Origin of the sequence: Micrococcus sp. TCR-5 (assembly GCF_052220525.1) — a bacterium.
GTDB lineage: Bacteria > Actinomycetota > Actinomycetes > Actinomycetales > Micrococcaceae > Micrococcus > Micrococcus luteus.
Genome location: NZ_JBQPDO010000017.1, coordinates 23,294 through 44,313, shown reverse-complemented (window position 1 = coordinate 44,313; position 21,020 = coordinate 23,294). Strand labels below are relative to the sequence as shown.

The 21,020-nt window shown below is 75.2% G+C and carries 16 protein-coding genes and 2 tRNA genes; 13 read left to right on the top strand and 5 right to left on the bottom strand.

Features of this window, described 5'->3' with window-relative positions; translation table 11 throughout:
• Position 1: 1 nt before the first annotated feature.
• Both ACTSKS_RS09905 and ACTSKS_RS09900 read left to right on the top strand, forming a co-directional pair.
• Positions 2-460 carry an RrF2 family transcriptional regulator gene (locus ACTSKS_RS09905; protein ID WP_002858036.1) on the top strand — a complete coding sequence of 153 codons (459 nt, stop codon included), beginning with the start codon at positions 2-4 and terminating at the stop codon, positions 458-460.
• A 94-nt stretch (positions 461-554) separates the two neighbouring features.
• Complete coding sequence (locus ACTSKS_RS09900; protein ID WP_442927513.1) at positions 555-1,745, top strand: globin domain-containing protein; 1,191 nt, start codon at positions 555-557, stop codon at positions 1,743-1,745.
• Between the two features lie 67 nt (positions 1,746-1,812).
• Here ACTSKS_RS09900 and ACTSKS_RS09895 read toward each other — a convergent pair whose 3' ends face one another.
• Entirely contained in the window at positions 1,813-3,657 is a 1,845-nt protein-coding gene (locus tag ACTSKS_RS09895; protein ID WP_442927512.1) for a phosphoenolpyruvate carboxykinase (GTP), read from the bottom strand.
• Between the two features lie 244 nt (positions 3,658-3,901).
• On the opposite strand from ACTSKS_RS09895, the gene ACTSKS_RS09890 reads away from it, so the two are divergent.
• Positions 3,902-3,975, top strand: a tRNA-Arg gene (locus ACTSKS_RS09890).
• Between the two features lie 79 nt (positions 3,976-4,054).
• Here the strand turns inward: ACTSKS_RS09890 and ACTSKS_RS09885 are convergent.
• From ACTSKS_RS09885 to upp, 3 genes are all read right to left on the bottom strand, one after another.
• Positions 4,055-4,579, bottom strand: coding sequence for a SixA phosphatase family protein (locus ACTSKS_RS09885; protein WP_002854135.1), 525 nt, complete (start codon positions 4,577-4,579; stop codon positions 4,055-4,057).
• 70 nt (positions 4,580-4,649) lie between these two features.
• A complete protein-coding gene (locus ACTSKS_RS09880; RefSeq protein ID WP_036316068.1) occupies positions 4,650-5,438 on the bottom strand; it encodes a winged helix-turn-helix domain-containing protein in 789 nt (262 codons plus the stop codon).
• A gap of 474 nt (positions 5,439-5,912) precedes the next feature.
• On the bottom strand, positions 5,913-6,548 hold the full coding sequence (gene upp / locus ACTSKS_RS09875) for a uracil phosphoribosyltransferase (protein WP_010079486.1): 636 nt from the start codon (positions 6,546-6,548) through the stop codon (positions 5,913-5,915).
• Positions 6,549-6,631: 83 nt separating this feature from the next.
• Between upp and tadA the strand changes: the two genes are divergently transcribed.
• Both tadA and ACTSKS_RS09865 read left to right on the top strand, forming a co-directional pair.
• Positions 6,632-7,138, top strand: a complete 507-nt coding sequence (gene tadA / locus ACTSKS_RS09870; protein WP_442927511.1) for a tRNA adenosine(34) deaminase TadA — start codon at positions 6,632-6,634, stop codon at positions 7,136-7,138.
• A gap of 74 nt (positions 7,139-7,212) precedes the next feature.
• Positions 7,213-7,303 (top strand) — tRNA-Ser (locus ACTSKS_RS09865).
• 66 nt (positions 7,304-7,369) lie between these two features.
• On the opposite strand, the gene ACTSKS_RS09860 is transcribed toward ACTSKS_RS09865, so the two are convergent.
• Positions 7,370-8,458 (bottom strand): CocE/NonD family hydrolase, encoded by a 1,089-nt coding sequence (locus tag ACTSKS_RS09860; protein WP_442927510.1) that lies wholly within the window; start codon positions 8,456-8,458, stop codon positions 7,370-7,372.
• Positions 8,459-8,563: 105 nt separating this feature from the next.
• Here ACTSKS_RS09860 and ACTSKS_RS09855 point away from each other — a divergent pair, with 105 nt between their 5' ends.
• The 8 genes from ACTSKS_RS09855 (at position 8,564) to ACTSKS_RS09820 (ending at position 21,014) form a co-directional block, all read left to right on the top strand.
• Positions 8,564-9,022 (top strand): 23S rRNA (pseudouridine(1915)-N(3))-methyltransferase RlmH, encoded by a 459-nt coding sequence (locus ACTSKS_RS09855; protein WP_174232859.1) that lies wholly within the window; start codon positions 8,564-8,566, stop codon positions 9,020-9,022.
• On the top strand, positions 9,019-14,073 hold the full coding sequence (locus ACTSKS_RS09850) for an ATP-dependent helicase (RefSeq protein ID WP_442927509.1): 5,055 nt from the start codon (positions 9,019-9,021) through the stop codon (positions 14,071-14,073). The genes ACTSKS_RS09855 and ACTSKS_RS09850 overlap by 4 nt, the downstream gene beginning before the upstream one ends.
• Positions 14,074-14,208: 135 nt before the next feature.
• Positions 14,209-14,721, top strand: a complete 513-nt coding sequence (locus ACTSKS_RS09845; protein WP_442927508.1) for a VOC family protein — start codon at positions 14,209-14,211, stop codon at positions 14,719-14,721.
• Positions 14,722-14,735: 14 nt separating this feature from the next.
• Positions 14,736-15,653, top strand: coding sequence for a DNA-formamidopyrimidine glycosylase family protein (locus tag ACTSKS_RS09840; protein ID WP_442927507.1), 918 nt, complete (start codon positions 14,736-14,738; stop codon positions 15,651-15,653).
• A 76-nt stretch (positions 15,654-15,729) separates the two neighbouring features.
• Positions 15,730-16,980: a glucose-1-phosphate adenylyltransferase family protein gene (locus ACTSKS_RS09835; RefSeq protein WP_442927506.1), complete on the top strand. Its 1,251-nt coding sequence runs from the start codon at positions 15,730-15,732 to the stop codon at positions 16,978-16,980.
• A 46-nt stretch (positions 16,981-17,026) separates the two neighbouring features.
• The gene (locus tag ACTSKS_RS09830; RefSeq protein ID WP_442927505.1) at positions 17,027-18,073 is read left to right on the top strand and encodes a pseudouridine synthase; all 1,047 of its coding nucleotides are present in this window, start codon (positions 17,027-17,029) and stop codon (positions 18,071-18,073) included.
• Positions 18,070-18,675, top strand: coding sequence for a DedA family protein (locus ACTSKS_RS09825; protein WP_060775810.1), 606 nt, complete (start codon positions 18,070-18,072; stop codon positions 18,673-18,675). The genes ACTSKS_RS09830 and ACTSKS_RS09825 overlap by 4 nt, the downstream gene beginning before the upstream one ends.
• 2 nt (positions 18,676-18,677) lie before the next feature.
• Positions 18,678-21,014, top strand: a complete 2,337-nt coding sequence (locus ACTSKS_RS09820) for a hypothetical protein (protein ID WP_442927504.1) — start codon at positions 18,678-18,680, stop codon at positions 21,012-21,014.
• Positions 21,015-21,020: the final 6 nt, after the last annotated feature.

Below are 21,020 nucleotides of genomic sequence, written 5' to 3'. Positions count from 1 at the left end.
GATGAAGCTGAGCGCCTACACCGACGTCTGCCTGCGTGTGCTGATGACGCTCGCGGCCGCCGAGGGGGAACGGCTCACCAGCCAGCAGATCGCGGACCGGATCCAGGTGCCCTACAACCACGTGATCAAGGCGGTCGCCGAGCTGCGCCGCCGCGGGACCATCGAGGTGCTGCGCGGTCGGCACGGCGGGGCCATGATCGCCGCGGCCGGTCTGGACCAGCGTGTGGGCGAGCTCGTGCGCTCGCTGAGCAGCCGCGACGAGGTGATCGATTGCGCCGGGCGCGACTCCGGGGTGGCGTGCCCCTACGCCGGCGACTGCCGCCTGCGCGGCGCCCTGCACCGCGCACGCGAGGCCTTCCTCGCCGAGCTCGACACCGTGCGGATCCGGGATCTGGTGAGCGCTGGGCCTGTCGGCGGGCCCGTGCTGCTGGGCCTGCCGGAGATCCCCGTGGCGCACTGACGGAACGGGCCGGGGGCGAGTTCCCGACGGCGACGGCCGGGTGTAATCTGGCAAAATCAGCGCAAGATTCCCCACCGAGGAGACGGAGACCCCCGTGCTGTCCGAGAAGTCCCGCCCCGTCATCGAGGCCACCGCCGCCGTCGTCGCCGAGCACATGCCGGAGATCACGCCCCTGTTCTACGCCCACATGTTCGAGGCCCACCCCGAGCTCCTCGACGGCGTCTTCTCCCGCGCCAACCAGCGCAACGGCGAGCAGGCCCAGGCCCTCGCCGGATCCATCGTGAAGTTCGCGGTGCACCTGCTCGAGAACCCGGGCACCCTGCCCGAGGCCGTCCTGTCCCGCATCGCCCACAAGCACACCGCCCTCGGCATCGTCGAGGAGCAGTACCCGATCGTCTACGAGAACCTCTTCTGGGCCATCGGCGAGGTGCTCGGCGACGCCGTCACCCCCGCGGTGGCCGACGCCTGGACCGAGGTCTACTGGCTCATGGCCCACGCCCTCATCAAGATCGAGAAGGGCCTCTACGCCCAGCAGGCCAACGACAGGATGTGGACGGACTGGAAGGTCGTCGCGAAGGAGCCCACCGGCAACGCGGCCGTCACCTTCCGCTTCGAGCCGGCCGACGACACCCCGCAGTCCCGCGGCAGGGCCGGCGGCTACGTGTCCGTGCGCCTGAAGGTCGAGGACGGCCTGCGCCAGTGCCGCCAGTACTCCCTCTCCGAGAAGGCCGAGTCCACCACCGAACGTGTCATCACCGTGAAGCTGGACGAGGGCGGCGAGGTCTCGCCCATGCTCATCCAGAACGTGGAGGTCGGCGACGTCATCGAGCTGTCCAACCCCTACGGCGACATCACCCTCGAGGACGAGGACTCCACCGCTCCCCTGGTCCTGGCGACCGCCGGCATCGGCATCACCCCGGCCGCCGCGATCCTGGACGCGCTCGCCCAGCAGGGCTCGAACCGCCAGGTCCTCTTCTTCCACGGCGACGCGTCCTGGGAGGCGGTGGCCCTGCGCGAACAGGTGACGGAGTCCCTGGCGGCGCTGCCGCACGGCGACGCCCGCCTCTTCCTCGGGGTGCGGCCGGAGCAGGACCCCGAGGGCGTCACGACCGTCGAGGGTGTGATGCACTTCGACGACGTCGAACTGCCCCGCGACGGGCACTACATCCTGTGCGGCCCGCTCGCGTTCATGCAGTCCACCCGCTCGAAGCTGATCGACGCCGGCGTGCCCGCGACGTCCATCCGCTACGAGATCTTCGGCCCGGACCTCTGGCTCGCCGCCTGATCCGGCCCCGGAGCGCGGAACGGCCCGCACCCCCACGGGGTGCGGGCCGTTCCGCGTGCGGCAGGGCTCAGGCCTGGGCGAACCGGGCCTTCTGCGCCTCGAAGCGCTCACGCACGACGGCGGGCAGGGACTCGCCGAACCGGCCGAGCCACTCCTCGATGAGCTCGTTCTCCTCGGCCCATTCCGCGGCGTCGACCTTGAGGGCGTCCTCGAGGTCCTCGGCCGACACCTCGATGCCGGACAGGTCGAGCGAGCCCGAGGCCGGCACGAGGCCGATCGGGGTCTCCTCGGCCTCGGCCTTGCCCTCGAGGCGCTCCACGACCCACTTCAGGACGCGGGAGTTCTCGCCGAAGCCGGGCCAGGCGAAGCCGCCGTCGCGGTTGCGGCGGAACCAGTTGACCAGGTAGATGCGCGGCAGCTTCTCCGGGTCGGCCTTGCCGGACTCCCTGACCCAGTGGGCCAGGTAGTCGCCGGCGTCGTAGCCGAGGAACGGCAGCATGGCCATCGGGTCGCGGCGCACGACGCCCACGGCGCCGGCGGCGGCCGCGGTGGTCTCCGAGGAGAGGGTGGCGCCCTTGAGGATGCCGTCCTCCCAGTCGAAGGCCTCGGTCACCAGCGGCACGGTGGTCTTGCGGCGGCCGCCGAACAGGATGGCGTCCAGCTTCACGCCCCGCGGGTCGCGGTACTCGTCGGCCAGCATGTCCGTCTGCTCGATGGGCGTGCAGAACCGGGAGTTCGGGTGGGCGGCCGGGGTGCCGGACTCGGGCGTCCAGTCGTTGCCGCGCCAGTCGGTGAGGTGCTCGGGGACCTCATCCGTCATGCCCTCCCACCACACGCCGCCGTCGTCGGTGAGGGCGACGTTGGTGAAGATGGAGTTGCCCTTGGAGATCGCGCGCATGGCGTTCGGGTTGGTGGACCAGCCGGTGCCGGGGGCGACGCCGAAGTAGCCGGTCTCCGGGTTGATCACGCGGAACTCGCCGTCCTTGCCGGCGCGGATCCAGGTGATGTCGTCGCCCAGGGTCTCGGCCTTCCAGCCCTCGATCGTGGGGTCGATGAGGGCGAGGTTGGTCTTGCCGCAGGCCGACGGGAAGGCGCCGGTGATGTGGTAGGACCGGCCCTCGGGGTTGGTCAGCTTGAGGATCAGCATGTGCTCGGCGAGCCAGGCCTCGTCCCGGGCCATCACGGAGGCGATGCGCAGCGCGTAGCACTTCTTGCCGAGCAGGGCGTTGCCGCCGTAGCCGGAGCCGAAGGACCAGATGGAGCGCTCCTCGGGGAAGTGCACGATCCACTTGGTCTCGTTGCACGGCCACGGCACGTCCTGCTCGCCCGGCTCCAGCGGGGCGCCCACGGAGTGCACGGCCGGCACGTAGAAGGCCTGCTCGCGGGACATCTTGTCCAGCACGTCCTGGCCGATGCGGGCCATGATGCGCATCGACAGGACCACGTAGGCGGAGTCGGTGATCTCCACGCCGTACTTCGGGTCCTCGGCGTCGAGGTGGCCCATCACGAACGGGATCACGTACATGGTGCGGCCGCGCATGGCGCCGGTGAACGCGTCGTCGAGGATGCCGTGCATCTTCGCCGGGTCCATCCAGTTGTTGGTGAAGCCGGCGTCCTCTTCCTTCTCGGAGCAGATGAAGGTGCGGTCCTCCACACGGGCGACGTCGGCGGGATCGGAGAACGCGGCGAAGGAGTTGGGGAACTTGTCCTCGGCCAGGCGGGTCAGGGTGCCCGCCGCCACGAGCTCGTCCGCGAGGCGGTCGCGCTCCTCCTCGGAGCCGTCGACCCACTGGACGGAGTCCGGCTGCGTCAGCTCTGCGATCTGAGCGACCCACTCGCGCAGCTGGGCGTAGTCCGTGGGCGCGTCCGCCACGGCGCGATCCGCGAACGAGGTGGTGGCGTTGTCAGCCATGGTGGAGAGTCCTCCCATTGGGGTCCGGGGCCGTTCCGTCCCGTCCACTCCGATGCGTGCACCGCCGAAGCGCGCACCACATCGTTGTGGCCGCACGGTCCTGCCATGGTACCCGAGCCCGGCTATCATGGCCGCGCCCCCGCCACACCCCCGGCACAGGCGGCCGCAGACCGTCGATTTGCACTTCGTCAGAGAGGTCCTGTAGTGTTCTACGAGTTCGAGCCGCTCCGACGGATCGGATGATGCGCCCATAGCTCAGCTGGATAGAGCGTCTGTCTACGGAACAGAAGGTCAGGGGTTCGAATCCCTTTGGGCGCACGATCGGAAGGCCCCGCTCCTGCTGGAGCGGGGCCTTCGTCATGTCGGCGCGCCTCTGCCACGCCCGCCGCCGCGGAGGTCAGCGCCCCGGAACCACGAAGTGCGTCAGGGCGGCGTCGCGGCCGTCGAGCTCGGCCCACGGCTTCTCCACCCGGAACACCTGCATCCCGAGCGTCGGGTAGTGCTCGCTCATGCGCAGCGCCGCGTCCTGGTCCGAGTCCAGGCTCATCAGCCGCATGCCCAGCTCCTGCACCCACGGCATGTGGCCCACCACCAGCAGCCGTCGCGTGGTCTCCTCCGTCTCGTTGACGACGGCCAGGGCCCGCGCCGCGTCGGCGCCGTAGAGCCGCGGGTCCAGGTAGGGCGTGGGTGCCAGCTCGCCCAGGCGCTCGCACACCCACACGCACGTCTGACGGGTGCGCAGCGCGTCGGAGCACACGACGGCGTCCGGGACGAGGTCGTGCTCGCGGAGCCAGTCGCCGGCGGCGGGCGCCTGGGCGTGGCCTCGCTCGGCGAGCGGGCGGGCGTGGTCGTCGGCCGCGTCGGGCCAGCCGGCCTTGGCGTGCCGGAGGACGATCAGGGTCTTCGCGTCGGCGGTGCTCATGCGGCCAGGCTACGGCGACGGCCCCCGCTCGGGTGAGCGGGGGCCGTCGTCGGACACGGGCGGGCGCGGGTCAGATGCTGTACTCCGGCGCCGCCCACACGACCACCTCGGGGTGGCGGTAGAAGCGGTAGCCCTGGCCGCGCACGGTGCGCACGGTGTTCGCGAGGCGGCCGAGCTTGGCGCGCAGGCGGCGGATGTGCACGTCGATGGTGCGCTCGTTGGGCACCTCGTCGGCGTTGCGCCACAGGGCGTCGAGCAGCTCCTCGCGGCCGACGGTGCGCTCGCCGTTCTCCACGAGGTAGTTCAGGAGCTCGAACTCCTTGAAGGTGAGGTTCAGCGACTCGCCGTCCAGCTGCACCTCGCGCCGGGACAGGTCGATCAGCACACCGGGCTGGCGCGTGGACACGGGGGCTGGCGCCTGCGCCAGGTCGGGACGGGTGCCGCCCTGCACGGTCGGGTCGCCGAGCACCTGGCGCACGACCTCGATGTCGCGGCCCTCCGCGCCGGCGGGGGCCAGGGCGACGGCGGCGTGCGACTCCGCCCCGGGGACGAGGGACTCCACGTAGTGGCGCAGCTCGTTGGCCAGCCGCGTGAGGGAGGTTCCGGCGGCCGAGGCGGCCAGCTCGTCCATGCCCACGTAGATGACGAACCCGCGGGCCTCGTTCTCCCGGGCCACCGCCTGGGGACCCGGGATACCGTTCGGCGCGAGGACCGGCGTCGGCGCCGTCTGGGAGTCGGGGGCGTCGGTGCCACCGGCCAGGCGCAGGCCTGCGCGGGCCTGGCCTCGGCGGGACATGCCGTCGGCCCGACGCTGCGCGTTGCGGACGGAGATGTGCACGTATCCGGCGGACTGACCCATGGCCACCACTCCTCTTTCGGCTCATGGCCCCTCCACCGCTCGGTCGGTGCGGCGGACGAGGCGTCACATGACAAGAATGTGACTTCACCGAGGGGACTGGCAAGTAACGTTCGCGCTTTTGTCTCACTATTTGAGAGAAAGAGTTCTGAATGTGCTCAACATCACTATTCGCGGATCGGAATAGCGTCGCGCGGCCGGTCGGCTCGCCCGCGTGACTCTTTCATTGTTCAACAGGGCAGGGCGCGGCGCAGGACGAGCGAGTATGCGGAATATTTATGCAGGCGACTTCCAGGTTTTCCATGTGACGCCATGATGACGGGTCACAGCAGGTCGCGACGTCCACTAGATGGACGACACATTCACGGCCCCGCTTGACGCCCCCGCCGGAGACGCTCCCGTGAGACGACCACGGCCCCCGCCGGGTGGGGGCAGGGGCCGTGGTCGTCTCGTGGAGGACGCGGAGGTCCGTTCAGGTCATTCCGCCAGACCGTAGAGCCGGTCGCCGGCGTCGCCGAGGCCGGGGACGATGTAGGACCGCTCGTCCAGGCGCTCGTCGACGGCGGCCAGGTACAGGTCCACCTCGACGTCGCCCAGCGAGGCCTCCAGCCGCTCGATGCCCTCGGGCGCCCCGAGCAGGCAGAGGCACGTGACCCGCGCCGCGCCGCGCTGGTAGAGGAAGCGGATGGCCTCGATCAGCGTGCCTCCCGTGGCCAGCATGGGGTCCAGGACGAACACGTGACGCCCGGACAGGTCGGCGGGCAGCCGCTCCGCGTAGGTGACGATGTCCAGCGTCTCCTCATTGCGGGCCATGCCGAGGAACCCGACCTCGGCGGACGGCGCCATCTTGGTCATCCCCTCCAGCATCCCGAGCCCCGCGCGCAGGATCGGCACGACCAGCGGACGCGGGCGGGCCAGCCGGAAGCCGGTGGTCTCGGTCACCGGGGTCTCGATCCGCACCTCCTCCATGGCCACATCGCGCGTCGCCTCGTAGGCGAGCAGCATCACGAGCTCCTCCGTGAGCTGCCGGAAGATCATGGACGGGGTCTTCTTGTCCCGCAGGACGCTGAGCTTGTGGGCCACGAGCGGGTGGTCGACGATGTGGACGCGCATGGCGCCCACGGTACCGCCCACGCGCGCCCCTGCGCCCGCCCCCGCGCCCGCGGGGGCGCCGACACCGCCGCTAGGCTGGCCGCGTGTCCGACCCCGTCCCCTCCCCCGCGCCCACGGCCGAGCAAGAGCACACGTGGATGGGCCTGGCCCTCCGGGCCGCCCGCGCGGCCGGGGCGGCCGGCGACGTGCCGATCGGCGCCGCGCTCGTGGCCGGCGACGGGACCGTCCTGGCCGTCGTCGGGAACGAGCGCGAGCAGCACCACGACCCCACCGCCCACGCCGAGGTCCTCGCGCTGCGTCGCGGGGCGGAGCTGCGGGCCGCCGCCGGGGCGGGCGACGGCTGGCGCCTGACGGACTGCACCCTCGTGGTGACCCTCGAGCCCTGCCCCATGTGCGCCGGCGCGCTGCTGCTGGCCCGCATCCCGCGCGTCGTGTTCGGGGCGTGGGACCCGAAGGCGGGCGCGTGCGGCTCGGTGCTGGATGTGGTCCGCGACCCCCGCTTCAACCACCGGGTGCAGGTCCGCGCCGGCGTCCGCGCCGAGGAGAGCTCGGCGCTGCTGCGGGAGTTCTTCGCGGCACAGCGCGATTGAACGCGCCCGCGCCCGACGACGGCGGGCGGTCGGTTTGGGCGCGCCGCCACGGCTCGGGTAGGGTGTCCTGGTCTGGTGACGTGTCCGAGCGGCCGAAGGTGCAGCACTCGAAATGCTGTGTACGGTAACCCCGTACCGTGGGTTCAAATCCCACCGTCACCGCCAGATGTGCAGCCCGGGAGCCTCGTGCTCCCGGGCTTTCGTCATGCCGGGGCGGGTCCGGCCGCCGGCTCAGCGTGGCAGGACGGCGTCCAGGAACGAGGCCACCGCGGACCACGAGATGGTGGCGTGCACGGCGCTGGCCGGCACACCGCTGCGGAGCACCTCCGCGCTGCGGGTCTTCGCGGTCATCATGCCCAGGTCGTGGCCGCCCTCGGCCACCGAGTAGAACGCGGTGCGCAGTCCGGCGGCCTCCGCGGCCCGGTACAGCTCGAGGCTCTGCCCCCACGGCACCGTGACGTCCTTGCGCCCGTGGACGACCAGCAGGGGCGGCGAGTCCGGGCGCAGGTGCGCGATCGGGGAGGCCAGCCGGGTCAGGCCGCCCGAGGCCAGGACCGGCACCCCCAGCATGTCCGACTTGGTGCTGCGGTCGTCGAGGTGGCAGTGCTTCAGCCGGTTCGCGCGGTTGTAGTCCGCGCACGCGCCCGGGAGCATCTGGCGGTTCATCGTCAGGAAGTCCGTAGGGCCGAAGAAGTCCACGATCGCCTGGACGCGGTCCTCCTCCGGGATCGCGTGGCCGCCGTCGGGCACCTCCCGGCCGGGCGGCGTCACCTGCTCCCGGTCCAGGTCCTGTCCGCCCGTGAGGCCGGCCATGAGGGCGTTCCAACCGCCCGACGACGAGCCGGCCACGGCCACCCGCCCCGCGTCCAGCTGCAGGCCCGGGGCGTTGCGCCGCACCCAGCGGACCGCCGCCGTCGCGTCCTCCACCTGGGCGGGGAACGCGCCCTGCTTCGAGCTGCGCACCGAGAACGCGGCGACGGCGTAGCCGTGCGGGACCAGGCCGCGGGCGACGTCGGCGCCGTCGCTGTAGCCGCGATCGCTGCGCCAGCCGGAGCCCGCGTTCCACACGAGGACCGGGAACGGGCCCTGGCCCGGCGGCCGGTACACGTCGATGCGTCCGGCGCGCCCGGGCAGGGCCGCGTACGTGTTGCCGGTGGAGCTGCGCATGCCGTACAGGGCCGTCGAGTTGGCGCCCAGCGGCCCGGCGGGCGCACCGGCCAGGTCCGCGACGACGGCCACCTCGCCCACCGCGAGGGCGCCGACCCCGAGGCCGAGCGCGGCGCGGCGGGACACCCGCGCGGACCGTGCGGTCGACGTCATGGGCCCCCTTCCGGTGCGGAGCCAGGCACCCCGCCCCGGCGAGCGTAGCCGAGCGGCGGGCACCGACCGCCGTACCGTGTCCGCGGCCGGTGCGATCATGGGGCCATGTCTGTTCGGGTGCTGGCCATCGGCAAGAAGCATGAGGCGTGGGTCGTCGACGGGATCGACCGCTACGAGCGGCGTCTCAAGAAGCCCTACGACCTCTCATGGCGTTTGCTGCCGCACTCCGCGCGGCAGGAGGAGGCGGCGCGCACGGAGGAGTCGGACCGGATCCTGGGCGCGGTCGGCGCGGACGAGCACCTGATCCTGCTGGACGAGCGGGGGACGGCGTTCGACTCGCCGGGCCTGGCGCGGCACCTGCAGAGCCGGTTCGACGTCGGCGCCCCGGTGACGATGGTCATCGGAGGCGCGTACGGGGTGGACGCCCGGGTCCACGCCCGCGCGGACCGCGTCTGGTCCCTGTCCCCGCTCGTCTTCCCGCACCAGCTCGTGCGGCTGATCCTGGCGGAGCAGGTCTACCGGGCCCAGGAGATCTCCGCCGGCCGACCGTACCACCACGCATGAGCGGGCCCGCGGAGACCGCAGCGGGCGCGCCCACGCCCGCGGCCGACGTCGTCCTGGGCCGGTTCACCGAGCCCACGCGCGCCTGGTTCACGGGCGCGTTCGAGGCCCCGACGCCGGCCCAGCTCGGCGCGTGGGACGCGATCTCCTCGGGGCGGCACGCGCTGGTGATCGCGCCGACCGGCTCGGGCAAGACCCTCTCCTCCTTCCTCTGGGCGCTCGACTCGTTCGTGCGCGATCCCGCCGCCGAGGGGACGGCGGCCACCCGCGTCCTCTACGTCTCCCCGCTGAAGGCGCTCGGCGTGGACGTGGAGCGGAACCTGCGGGCCCCGCTGGTGGGCATCACGCAGACCGCCGCGCACCAGGGAAGGCCCGTGCCGCGCGTCCGGGTGGGTGTGCGCTCCGGGGACACCCCGGCGGCCGAGCGGCGGCGCCTGCAGCAGGATCCGCCGGACGTCCTCATCACCACGCCCGAGTCGCTGTACCTCATGCTCACCTCGCAGGCCCGCGCGGCGCTGGCCGGGGTCCGCACGGTGATCGTGGACGAGGTGCACGCCGTCGCCGGGACCAAGCGCGGCGCCCACCTGGCCGTCTCCCTCGAGCGCCTGGACGCCCTGCTGGACACGCCGGTGCAGCGGATCGGCCTGTCCGCCACGGTCGAGCCGGCCGCCGAGGTGGCCCGGTTCCTCGGCGGCACGCAGCCGGTGACGGTGGTGCGGCCCGCCTCGGCCAAGCGCTGGGACCTGACGGTCACGGTGCCGGTGCCGGACCTGACGGACCTCTCCTCCCCCGCCGCAGCCCACGACCTGGGACCCGGCTCCTCGACGGGCCGGCTCGGCGACGAGGGCGCGGTGACGGGCGGGTCCATCTGGCCGCACGTCGAGGAGCGGATCGTGGACCTGGTGGCCGAGCGGCGTTCCACGCTCGTGTTCGCCAACTCGCGCCGCCTGGCCGAGCGCCTCACCGGCCGGCTCAACGAGATCTGGGAGGCCCGCGCCGAGGCGGCCGCCGCGGCCGAGCACCCGGACGCCGTCCCCGGCTTCCGCACGCCGGACCCGACCGGCTTCCACGGCCCCGCCCAGGTGGCCGGGCAGACCGGCACCGGATCGGGCACCGTCTCCGACTTCGCCCGCGCCCACCACGGCTCCGTGTCCAAGGAGCAGCGCGCGATCGTCGAGGAGGCGCTGAAGACCGGCCAGATCCGCTGCGTCGTGGCCACGAGCTCGCTCGAGCTGGGCATCGACATGGGCGCGGTGGACCAGGTGATCCAGGTGGAGTCGCCGCCCTCGGTGGCCTCGGGCCTGCAGCGCGTGGGCCGCGCCGGGCACCAGGTGGGCGAGGTCTCCCGGGGCGTGTTCTTCCCCAAGCACCGGGGCGACCTCGTGGACACCGCCGTCGTGGCCGAGCGCATGACGGCCGGGCGCATCGAGTCGCTGCGCATCCCCGCCAACCCGCTGGACATCCTCGCCCAGCACACCGTGGCCGCCGTCGCCGTCGCGGACCTGGACGCACAGGAGTGGTTCGACCTCGTGCGCCGGTCCGCGCCGTTCGCCACGCTGCCGTTCTCCGCCTACGAGTCCGTGCTCGACCTGCTGGCCGGCCGCTACCCCTCGGACGAGTTCGCCGAGCTGCGCCCGCGCATCCTGTGGGACCGGGAGAACGGCACGCTCGCCGCCCGCCCCGGCGCCCAGCGCCTCGCGGTCACCTCGGGCGGCACCATCCCGGACCGCGGCCTGTTCGGGGTGTTCCTGGCCTCCGACGGCGGCGCGGACGGCACACCCGGCGGCGCGGCGGCCGGGGACACGGCCGAGTCGGCGGGCACCGCGTCCGCGGGCTCGGCCCGCTCCGGCGGACGCCGGGTCGGCGAGCTCGACGAGGAGATGGTCTACGAGTCCCGCGTGGGGGACGTCATCCTGCTGGGCGCCACGAGCTGGCGGATCGTGGACATCACCGCGGACCGCGTCCTGGTGCTGCCCGCCTACGGGCAGCCCGGCAAGCTCCCGTTCTGGCGGGGCGACGCCGCGGGCCGGCCGGCGGAGCTGGGCGACGCCGTCGGGCGCTTCCGCCGCGAGCTGGACGCGGACCCCGAGGCCGGCCGCACCCGCCTGGCCGCCGCGGGCCTGGACCCGTGGGCGCAGGACAACCTGCTGGCCTACCTGAGGGACCAGCGCGAGGCCACCGGTGTGCTGCCCACCGAGCAGACGCTCGTGGTGGAGCGGTTCACGGACGAGCTCGGCGACTGGCGCGTGGTGCTGCACTCCCCCTACGGCATGGCGGTGCACGCCCCGTGGGCGCTCGCGGTGGGGGCGCGGCTGGCGCAGCGGTACGGGCTGGAGACCGGCTCGGGCGCGGCGATGGCGGCCGACGACGGGATCGTGCTGCGCATCCCGCTGATGGACGCGGAGCCGCCGGGCGCGGAGCTGTTCGAGTTCACGGCCGAGGAGCTGGACGAGATCGTCACGGCGGAGGTCGGCGGGTCCGCGCTGTTCGCGGCCCGGTTCCGGGAGAACGCGGCCCGGTCCCTGCTGCTGCCGCGCCGTGACCCCGGGCGGCGGACCCCCCTGTGGCAGCAGCGGCAGCGGTCCGCGCAGCTGCTGGACGTGGCACGGAAGCACCCGCGGTTCCCCGTGATCCTGGAGACCGTGCGCGAGGTGCTCCAGGACGTCTACGACCTCCCTGCGCTCAAGGAGCTCGCGGGGCGGGTGGCCTCGCGGGCCGTCCGGCTCGTGGAGGTCACGACGACGGCGCCCTCCCCGTTCAGCCAGTCCATCCTGTTCGGCTACATCGCCCAGTTCATCTACGAGGGCGACTCCCCGCTGGCCGAGCGCCGCGCCGCCGCGCTCTCCCTCGACCCCGCGCTGCTGTCCGAGCTGCTGGGCACGGAGGAGCTGCGCGAGCTGCTGGATGCCGGGGTCATCGCCGAGGTCGAGGCCCAGCTGCAGCGGCTCGCGCCCGACCGGCGCGCCCGCGGGACCGAGGGCGTGGCGGACCTGCTGCGCCTGCTGGGGCCGCTGTCCGTGGCCGAGGCCGCGCGGCGCACACGGGCCGAAGGGGAGACGGAGGAGGCCGCGGACGAGGCCGCCGTCGCCGGGATGCTGGCGGAGCTCGAGCGCTCCGGCCGCGCGTTCCGCCTGCGCCAGGACGGGGTCGAGCGGTTCGCCGCCGTCGAGGACGCCGCCCGCCTGCGGGACGCGCTCGGCACGCCGATCCCGCACGGAGTGCCCACCGCGTTCCTCGACCCGGTCGACGACCCGCTCGGGGACCTCGTGGGCCGCTACGCCCGCACCCACGGCCCCTTCACCGCCGCCGAGGCGGGGGCCGCGCTGGGGCTGGGGGGCGCCGTCGTGCTCTCGGTGCTGCAGCGCCTGGCCACCGAGCGCCGCGTGAGCACGGGCGCGTTCCGGCCGGAGGGCACGCCCGGGGCCACCGGCCTGGACGCCGAGTGGTGCGACGCCGAGGTGCTGCGGCGGATCCGCATGCGCTCCCTCGCCGCGCTGCGCGCCGAGGTCGAGCCGGTGGACCAGGCCGCGTACGCCCGGTTCCTCGCCGACTGGCAGCACCTGCGGCCGCGGACGGGGCGCGACGGGGCCTGGCGTCCGCCGGCCACGCTCGAGGGCGTGGACGGGGTGGCCACCGTCCTGGACCAGCTGGCCGGCACGCCCCTGCCCGCGAGCGCGTGGGAGTCCCTCGTGCTGCCCGCCCGCGTGCGGGACTACGCCCCCGCCCTGCTCGACGAGCTGCTGGCCACGGGCGAGTACGTGTGGTCGGGCGTCGGGGAGGCCACCGGCAACGACGGCTGGGTGGCCCTGCACCCCGCCGACGCCGTGGACCTCACGCTGCGCCTGCCCGAGCCCGCGGAGGAGACGCCGGCCGACGCCGCCCTGCGCGCGGCCGTGCTCGAGGTGCTCGCCGGCGGTGGGGCCTGGTTCTTCCCCCAGCTCGTGGAGCGGGTGCGGGCGGTGCAGGCGGCGGGCGACGACGGCGACGCGGGTGGCGCAGGCGGGGCGGGCGGCCCCGACCCGCACCGCGACCCGGCCGACCTGGCCCGCGGCCCCGCGGTGCTGGCCGCGCTGTGGGGCCTGGTGTGGGACGGCCGGGTCGGCAACGACACGTTCGCCCCCGTCCGCGGCCTGCTCTCGCTCGGCAAGACCGCGCACCGCACCGGCCGGCAGACGCCGCGGGCCCGCACCGCGCGGACGGGCGGGGCCGCGGGGGCGGCGGCCGGGCGCGGGCTCGGCGGGCGGCTGGCCGGGGTGCGCGGGCGTGGCCGGTACGCGGGGCTCGCCTCGCCCGAGGGCGGCGCCCGGGGCTCGGCCGGTCTCACGGCGGGGACCGTCGGGCTCTCGGCCGCCGAGCAGGCCCGCTCGGCCGGCCGCTGGTCCCTGCTGCCCGCCGCCGAGCAGGACCCCACGATCCGCGCCCACGCCACCGCCGAGCTGCTGCTGGACCGGTACGGCGTGATCACGCGCGGCTCCGTGGTGGCCGAGGAGGTCCCCGGCGGATTCGCGGGGCAGTACCGGCTGCTCACCCGGATGGAGGACGCGGGCCAGGTGCGCCGCGGCCACTTCGTCGACGGGCTGGGCGGCGCACAGTTCTCCACCGGCGCCGTCGTGGATCGGCTGCGCGGGTTCCAGCGGGACGAGGAGGACGCCGCCGTCGACGCCGCCCCCCTCGCCCTCGCCCTGGCCGCGACGGATCCGGCGAATCCCTACGGCGCCGCGCTGGACTGGCCGTCCGTGCCGGCCGGGCCGGACGGCGTCGTGCCCACGGGCCATCGCCCGGGCCGGAAGGCGGGCGCCGTCGTCGTGCTGATCGCGGGGCGGCTGGCCCTCTACATGGAGCGCGGCGGGCGCACGCTGCTCGTGTTCACGGAGGAGCCGGGTGAGCTGCGGGCCGCGGCGGAGGCGCTCGTGTGGGCGCTGCGCACCGGCCGCACCGAGCGGCTGAGCCTGGAGAAGGTCAACGGCGGGCCGGTGCTCGGCACGCCGCTGGCCGAGGCGCTGCTGGCCGCGGGGTTCTACTCGAGCCCGTCGGGCATCCGGTTCCGGAACTGAGAACCCACGTCCGTCTGTCCGTCCGCAACGCGGGTTGAGTTGTCACGGGTCCCGCCGTCGAACACCCGCGACAACTCAACCCGCATTGCCCGGGCGGCCTGTCGCGGCGGCGGGTCCCGGGGGTAGGTTCGGCCCATGAGCATCGACGCCGCCCCGCCCGAGGACGTGGGCACCGCCCCCACGGGCACGTCCCCCGCCCCCGAGGCCCTCGAGGACTCCCTGCCGCACCCCTCGGACCCCTCCGTCACCCCGTTCCTCCTGTTCGAGGGTGACGCCGGTGCGGCCATGGACGCCTACCTCACCGCGTTCGTGGAGCACCTGCCGGTCACCGAGGTCCGCCGCGACCTCTTCGACGACTCCTCCCCGCGCGGCGCTGAATGGGCGGGCAAGGTCCTGCACGGCGAGCTCGAGATCGCCGGCCAACGGCTGCGGTTCTTCGACTCCTTCACCCCGCACGGGTTCACGTTCACCCCGGCCATCCGCCTGTTCGTCGAGCTGCCGGACGCCACCGCGGTGGACGCCATCCACGACGCGCTCCTCGCCGGCGGTGGCCGTGACTGCATGCCGCCCGACGACGACGGCTTCTCGCGCCGCTTCGCGTGGGTCGGGGACCGCTTCGGCGTGACCTGGCAGCTCAACGCGGCCTGAGCCGGTGACGGCCCGTGCCTGAAGGCGACTCCCTCGTCCGCGTCGCGCACCGGCTCCGCCCCATGCTCGAGGGCCGGGTCCTGACGCACGCGGATCTGCGCGTGCCCCGCCACGCCACCGCGGACCTGACCGGCTGGAGGGTGGCCGAGGTCCTGCCGCGCGCCAAGTACCTGCTGATGCGGCTGGCCCCGCCCGCGGCCCGCCCCGGGGCCCGTCCGCTCACCCTGATCTCGCACCTGAAGATGGAGGGCCGCTGGCTCGTCTCGGCCATCGACGCCCGGTGGGGCGCCCCCGCCTGGCAGGTGCGGGCGGTGCTGGAGACGGCGGAGCACCGCGTGCTCGGCGCCCAGCTGGGCCTGCTCACCCTCGTGCCCACCGCCGACGAGGCCACCGTCCTCGGCCACCTCGGCCCCGACCTGCTGGACCCGGCCTGGGACACGCCCGACGACGGCGCCGCGCTGCTCGCCGAGGGCGTGCGGCGGCTCACGGCCCGGCCCGAGCGGCCGGTCGGCCTGGCCCTGCTCGACCAGCGGCTCGTCTCCGGGATCGGCAACATCTACCGCTGCGAGACCCTCCTGCTGGCCGGCATCGACCCGCACCGGCCGATCGGCGACGTCGAGGACGTCGCCGGACTCGTGCTGCTCGCCCGGGACCTGCTGCGCGCCAACGTCCCGCCCGCCGCCCCCGCCACGGGCGCCCGGCGCCGGACCACGGGCGTGCGTCCCAACCCGGGGCGGCCCTTCGGGGTCGAGGTGCTGGTCCCGGCCGGCCCGTCACCCGGCACGGCACCCGGCCGGACGCCGTCGTACTGGGTCTACGGACACGACCGCGCCCCGTGCCTGCGCTGCCGCGGCCCCGTCCGCCAGGAGGACTACGGCTCCCCCGAGGACGATGCGCGGCGGCTGTGGTGGTGCCCGCACTGCCAGCGCTGACCCGGACGCACCCGAACGGTGGCCACGTGTCGTCCCCGCTCCCTACGCTGAACCCGCCCCGACCCGAGGAGGAGTCATGGCCGACCCGTTCCCGAAGGACCCGGAGGGCGCCGTCGTCGCGCTCGTGCTGGCCGGCGGCACCGGCGGCCGCCTCATGCCGCTCACCGCGGCCCGCGCCAAGCCGATGGTGCCGCTGGCGGGCCAGTACCGGCTGATCGACGTCGTCCTGTCCAACCTGGCCCACTCGCGCCTGCGGGACGTGTGGGTCGTGGAGCAGTACCGCCCCTTCACGCTCAACCAGCACCTGGCCGGCGGCCGGCCGTGGGATCTCGACGGCACCCGCCACGGCCTGCGGCTCCTGCCTCCCGCGCAGGGCCGCGCCGAGGAGGGCTTCGCCCGCGGCAACGGCCACGCGATCGCCCAGCAGCTGCCGCTGCTGGAGCAGTTCGGCGCCGAGACCGTCGTCGTGCTCTCCGCCGACCACCTGTACCAGCTGGACCTGCGCCCCGTGCTGGCCGAGCATGCCCGCTCCGGCGCCGAGCTCACCGTGGTCACCACCGAGACGGACGAGGACCCCTCGCGCTTCGGCGTCGTGCAGGTGGACGACGACGGCGCCGTGACCGACTACGCCTACAAGCCGGAGGACCCGGCGGGCACGCTCGTGGCCACCGAGGTGTTCGTGTTCGACGTCGCCGCGCTCTCCGAGGTGGTCGGCGACCTCGTGGCGGGCGAGGACGAGGCGGCCACCAAGGACGAGGGCGAGACCGATGAGGACGGCGACCCCGTGGGCTCCTCCCTCGGCGACTACGGGGAGAGCATCATCCCGGCGTTCGTGGCGCGGGGACGCGTACGGGAGCACCGCCTCGTCGGGTACTGGCGGGACATCGGCACCCTGGACGCGTACGTCCGCGCCCACCGGGAGATCCTCGACGGCACCGGCCTGGACGTCGCCGCCGAAGGCTGGCCGCTGATCACCAACCCCCACCAGGCGCCGCCGGCGTGGGTGGCCCCGGACGCCCGCGTCTCCGGCTCGCTGCTCAGCCCGGGCTGCCGGATCGCGGGCGAGGTGTCGGACAGCGTGGTCGGCCCCGGGGTGGTCGTGGCGGCCGGCGCCACGGTGCGCGGCAGCCTCCTGCTCGGCGACTGCGAGGTCCCCGCGGGCGCGGTGCTGGACACCGTGGTGGTCGACGTCGGCGGGGCGGTCCCGGCGCACGAGGTGACGGGGCGCGCCGCGCCGGCCGAGGAGGTCGTGGTGCTCACCCCGCAGGACCGCGGCCCGGCCGAGGACGAGACCACCGGCTCCGGCCGGCCCGGCCGGTCGGACTGAGCGGCGCCGGTCGGACGCAGCCGCGCCGGGCTGGGAGGATGGACCCGTGGCCGTCCCCTCTCCCCTCCCCCCGCGCAACGGCGTCAACGCCACGCGCCTGCGCCTGCCCACCTCCGGCTGGCCCACCGCGCAGGACTACGTGCTCCACCGGTTCGGTCACGTGGACCCGGAGGGCATCCGCGCGCGCTTCGCCCGCGGCGAGGTCGTGGCGGCGGACGGCACCGCACTGACGCCGACGACGCCGCTCGGCGTGCACGACGACCTCTGGTACTACCGGGACGTCCCCGACGAGGCCCCGCTGCCCGTGACGCACACGCTCCTGCACCGCGACGAGCACCTCGTGGTCATCCACAAGCCGCACTTCCTGCCCACCACCCCGGGCGGCCGCTTCGTCCAGGAGACCGCGCTGGTGCGGCTGCGCAACGAGCTCGGCCTCGATGACCTCGTGCCCCTGCACCGGCTCGACCGGGCGACGGCCGGCGTCGTGATGTTCTCCGCGAACCCGGCCACCCGCGGCGCCTACCACCTGCTCTTCGAGCGGCGTGCCGTGGCCAAGACCTACGAGGCCGTGGCGCTCCTGCCGGACGCCCCCGACGACGGCGCCCGCGGCCCCGGCGCCCCGGCGGACCCCGTCCTGGGGCGGTTCCCGCTGACCGTGCGCAGCCGGATCCGCAAGGACAAGGGGATCCTGCGCTCCGTGGTGGAGGAGATCCCGCCGGCCGCCTCGGGACGCCGGGCGGGCGCGCCGGTGCGGACCCGGCGGTCGAACCGGCCCCACGCCGGGGCGAACGCCGAGTCCCGGGTGGAGCTGCTGGGCGTCGGCGTCTCCGCCGGGACGCTGGCGGGGCGGCGCGTGGCGCACCTGCGGCTCACCCCGCGCACGGGGCGCACCCACCAGCTGCGCATCCACCTGGCCGCCCTGGGCCTGGGCATCGCGTTCGACCCGTTCTACCCGGACCTGCTCGACCTCGCCCCGGACGACGTCGCACGGCCCCTGCAGCTGCTCTCCCGGTCGCTGCGCTTCACGGACCCGGTGACGGGCGAGGAGCGGGAGTTCACCTCCCCCGCCGAGCTGCAGGAGCGACCGCGGTGACGGGCGGGGACCCGGCCGCCCTGATGGACGCGCTCGGAGCGTGGTTCCATCCGCTCACCGCGCTCCTCGTGGCCCTGGACGCCCCGATCCCGCCCGTCCCGTCCGAGGTGGTGGTCATCGGCTCGGGGGCGCTCGCGGCCGAGGGCCGGGTCTCTCCCGTGGCCGCGGTGCTGGCGGCGTGGCTGGGCTGCTGGGCCGGGGACGTCGGCCTCTACGCGCTGTTCCGCCACGGCCTCGCCGACCGCCTGGACCGCTGGGCGTGGTGGCGGCGGATCCACCGGGGGATCCGGAGCCTGCTGGTGCGGGTGGGCCCGGCGGGCAGCCTGGCGGGGCTGTCCGTGCTGCGGTTCGTCTCGGGCGGGCGGACGGCGTCGATGGCGGCGGCCGGGATCGGCGGGATCCGCTGGCCCGTGTTCCTGTGGCTGTCCGGGGCAGGCTCGCTCGCGTGGTCCGGGTCCATGGTGGGGCTCGGCTGGATCACCGGCCGGGCCACCGGCCTGCCGTGGTGGGCGTCCGCGGTGGTCGGCATGGTGTTCGGTACCCTTGCAGGGTTGATGATCGCGGGGATCATGGCCCACCGTCGCCGGGGCCGGAAGGGGTGAGCATGCAGGACGCGTCCTCCGAGTCCCGCGCCGCCCTCGAGCGCCTCCGGGGCGCCTCGGCGCCCCGTCCCGACGACGACGCGACGCGTGCCCCCGCCGCGCGCCCCCGCCGCGCCCTGGCCGCGCCCGGGGAGATCTCCCGCCGCGATCTGCGCCGTCACGAGCGCGCCCTGCGCTCGGGCCGACCCGAGACCGCCGCCGAGCGCCGCGTGCGCGAGGACCGCCGCGCGGACGTGCACCGCGCCATGGACCGTCTGCGCACCCCGGGCGCTCCCGCCCAGCAGCGTCCACGCCGCGACCTCAGCGAGATCCTGGACCGCCTCGGCAGCCCGGACCTCGCCCGTTTCACCGACCCGCTCGTCGGCACGGTCGAACGCATCCTCCCCGCCCCGGGCCGGGACCCGGAGAAGGCCGCGGAGGCCGCACGCCGCCGCACTGCGGCCGAGGAGCGCCGGCGGGCCCGCCTGCGATCCGGCCGGGAGCGCGCCACCGAGGCCGCCCGTCGCCGGGCCGCCGAGCACGAGCGGCTCGTCGCCGAGGCCGCCGCCGCGGCCCAGGCCCGCGACGCCGCCCAGGCTCGCGACGCCGCCGCCCTCCAGGCCCGCCTCGACGAGGAGGCCCGCCGGGCCCAGGCCGCGCGGGTGGCCCGCCGCCGCCGCGAGGAGGAGAAGCAGCGCCGTCGGCGTGAAGCCGAGCGGCGCCGTCGGGTGGCGGCCGAGGAGAAGGCACGTGCCGCCGCCGAGGCGGAGGCCCGCCGCCGGGAGCGGGAGGAACGGCGCCGCCGGGAGGCGGAGGTCGCCGCCGAGCGCGCCCGCGTGCAGGCGGAGCGGCGGGCCCGCGAGGAGGCCGCGCTCGCCGAGCGGGAGCGGCTCCGGCTCGAGGCGGAGGCGGAGGCGGAGCGCCGTCGGCAGGCGGCCGAGGCCGAACGCCGTCGCCTCGAGGCCGAACGCGTCGAGGCCGAGCGGCGCCGTCGGGCCGAGGAGGCCGAGCGGCGCCGTCGCGAGGCGGAGGAGGCCGCCCGCCGCGAGGCCGAGCGACGTCGTCGCCAGGCCGCACGCGTCCGCGCCCACACCGTGCTGCACGCCGAACGCGCCCTCGCCCAGGCCCGGCTCCTCGAGGACCGCGCCCGGGAGGCCGAGCGCCGTGCGGCGGAGGACGCCGCCCGCCGCCGTCGCGAGCACGAGGAGCGGGAGTCCCGCGCGCTCGCCCGGGCCGCGCGCGAGCTCGAGGGCCCCGAGGTCTTCCCGGCCGCCGCCGACCGGCCGCTGCTGTCCGACCCGGAGGAGCGGCTCACCGATGAGGAGCTGTTCGCCCGGGCCCGGGTGGCCCTGCCCGAGTGGCGGCGGCGGCAGCGGCTGTCCACGAAGGCGCAGGCCGTCCGGGCCGAGGCCATCGCCCACTCCTCGGCGGGGCCGGTCACGGGCGCCCTGCCCCTGATCCCCGGCTACACCCCCGCCCCGCCCGAGGAGCCGGCCGGCTCACCGACCGCTGCGGACCGACGCGGCCAGACGCTGCTGACCGTCGTGTGGGCGCTGTTCGTGCTCTCCGGTGCGTGGGGCCTCGGTCTGGCCGGGCGCGTCCCGGGACTCGGCGCGCTCGACGCCGGCGCGTACCCGTTCACCGCCGACGGCCGACACGGCCCCGGCGCGAGCGTGTTCGGGCTGTCCCCGCTGCACCCGGCGATCTGGCCGGTGCTGTGGCTGCTGACCGGGATGTACGTGCTCCGGCAGTGGGGGCGGGGCCAGGGGGCGTCCCCGCGGCACCGCCGCATCCGGGGCGCGGTCGCGGGGACCCTGCTGGCGCTGGCGCTGTGGTTCCCCCTGGCCGTCCTGGCCCCCGGGGGCCTCGACGTCGTCCCGTGGCTGCTCGCCCTGGTCCTCATGCTCCGTGTGGTCCGGCGGCTCGGCGCCCGCCCGGCGGCCCGCCGCGTCGCACGGGTGGCCGAGGACGGCGCGTTCGGCGTGCTGCTGGGCACCCTCCTCGCCGGCGCGCCCACCGCGGTGGGTGCCGCCCTCCACGCCTGGGGTGTGCACGTCGACGGGTTCCCGACCGAGCTGCTCGCCCTGCTGGTGCTGGTGGCCCTGCTGCTGGCGGCCCTGCGCCTCGTGCTCGGCGGGCGCGGCCGCATGGGTGTGGCCCTGGGCATGGCCTGGACCCTGCTCTGCCTCGCCCTGCCCCGCCTGCTGCCCAGCCCGCTCGGGGCGCAGCAGAGCGCGTGGGTGGGTCTCGCGGCCGCCTTCGGGGCGCTCCTGCTGGTCACCGCCGCGGCCGTGCGCCGCTCCTGGGCCCGCCAGATCGAGCGCGACGCCGCCCGCCGGCCGCACCCGGCCGGCGCCTGAGCCCGG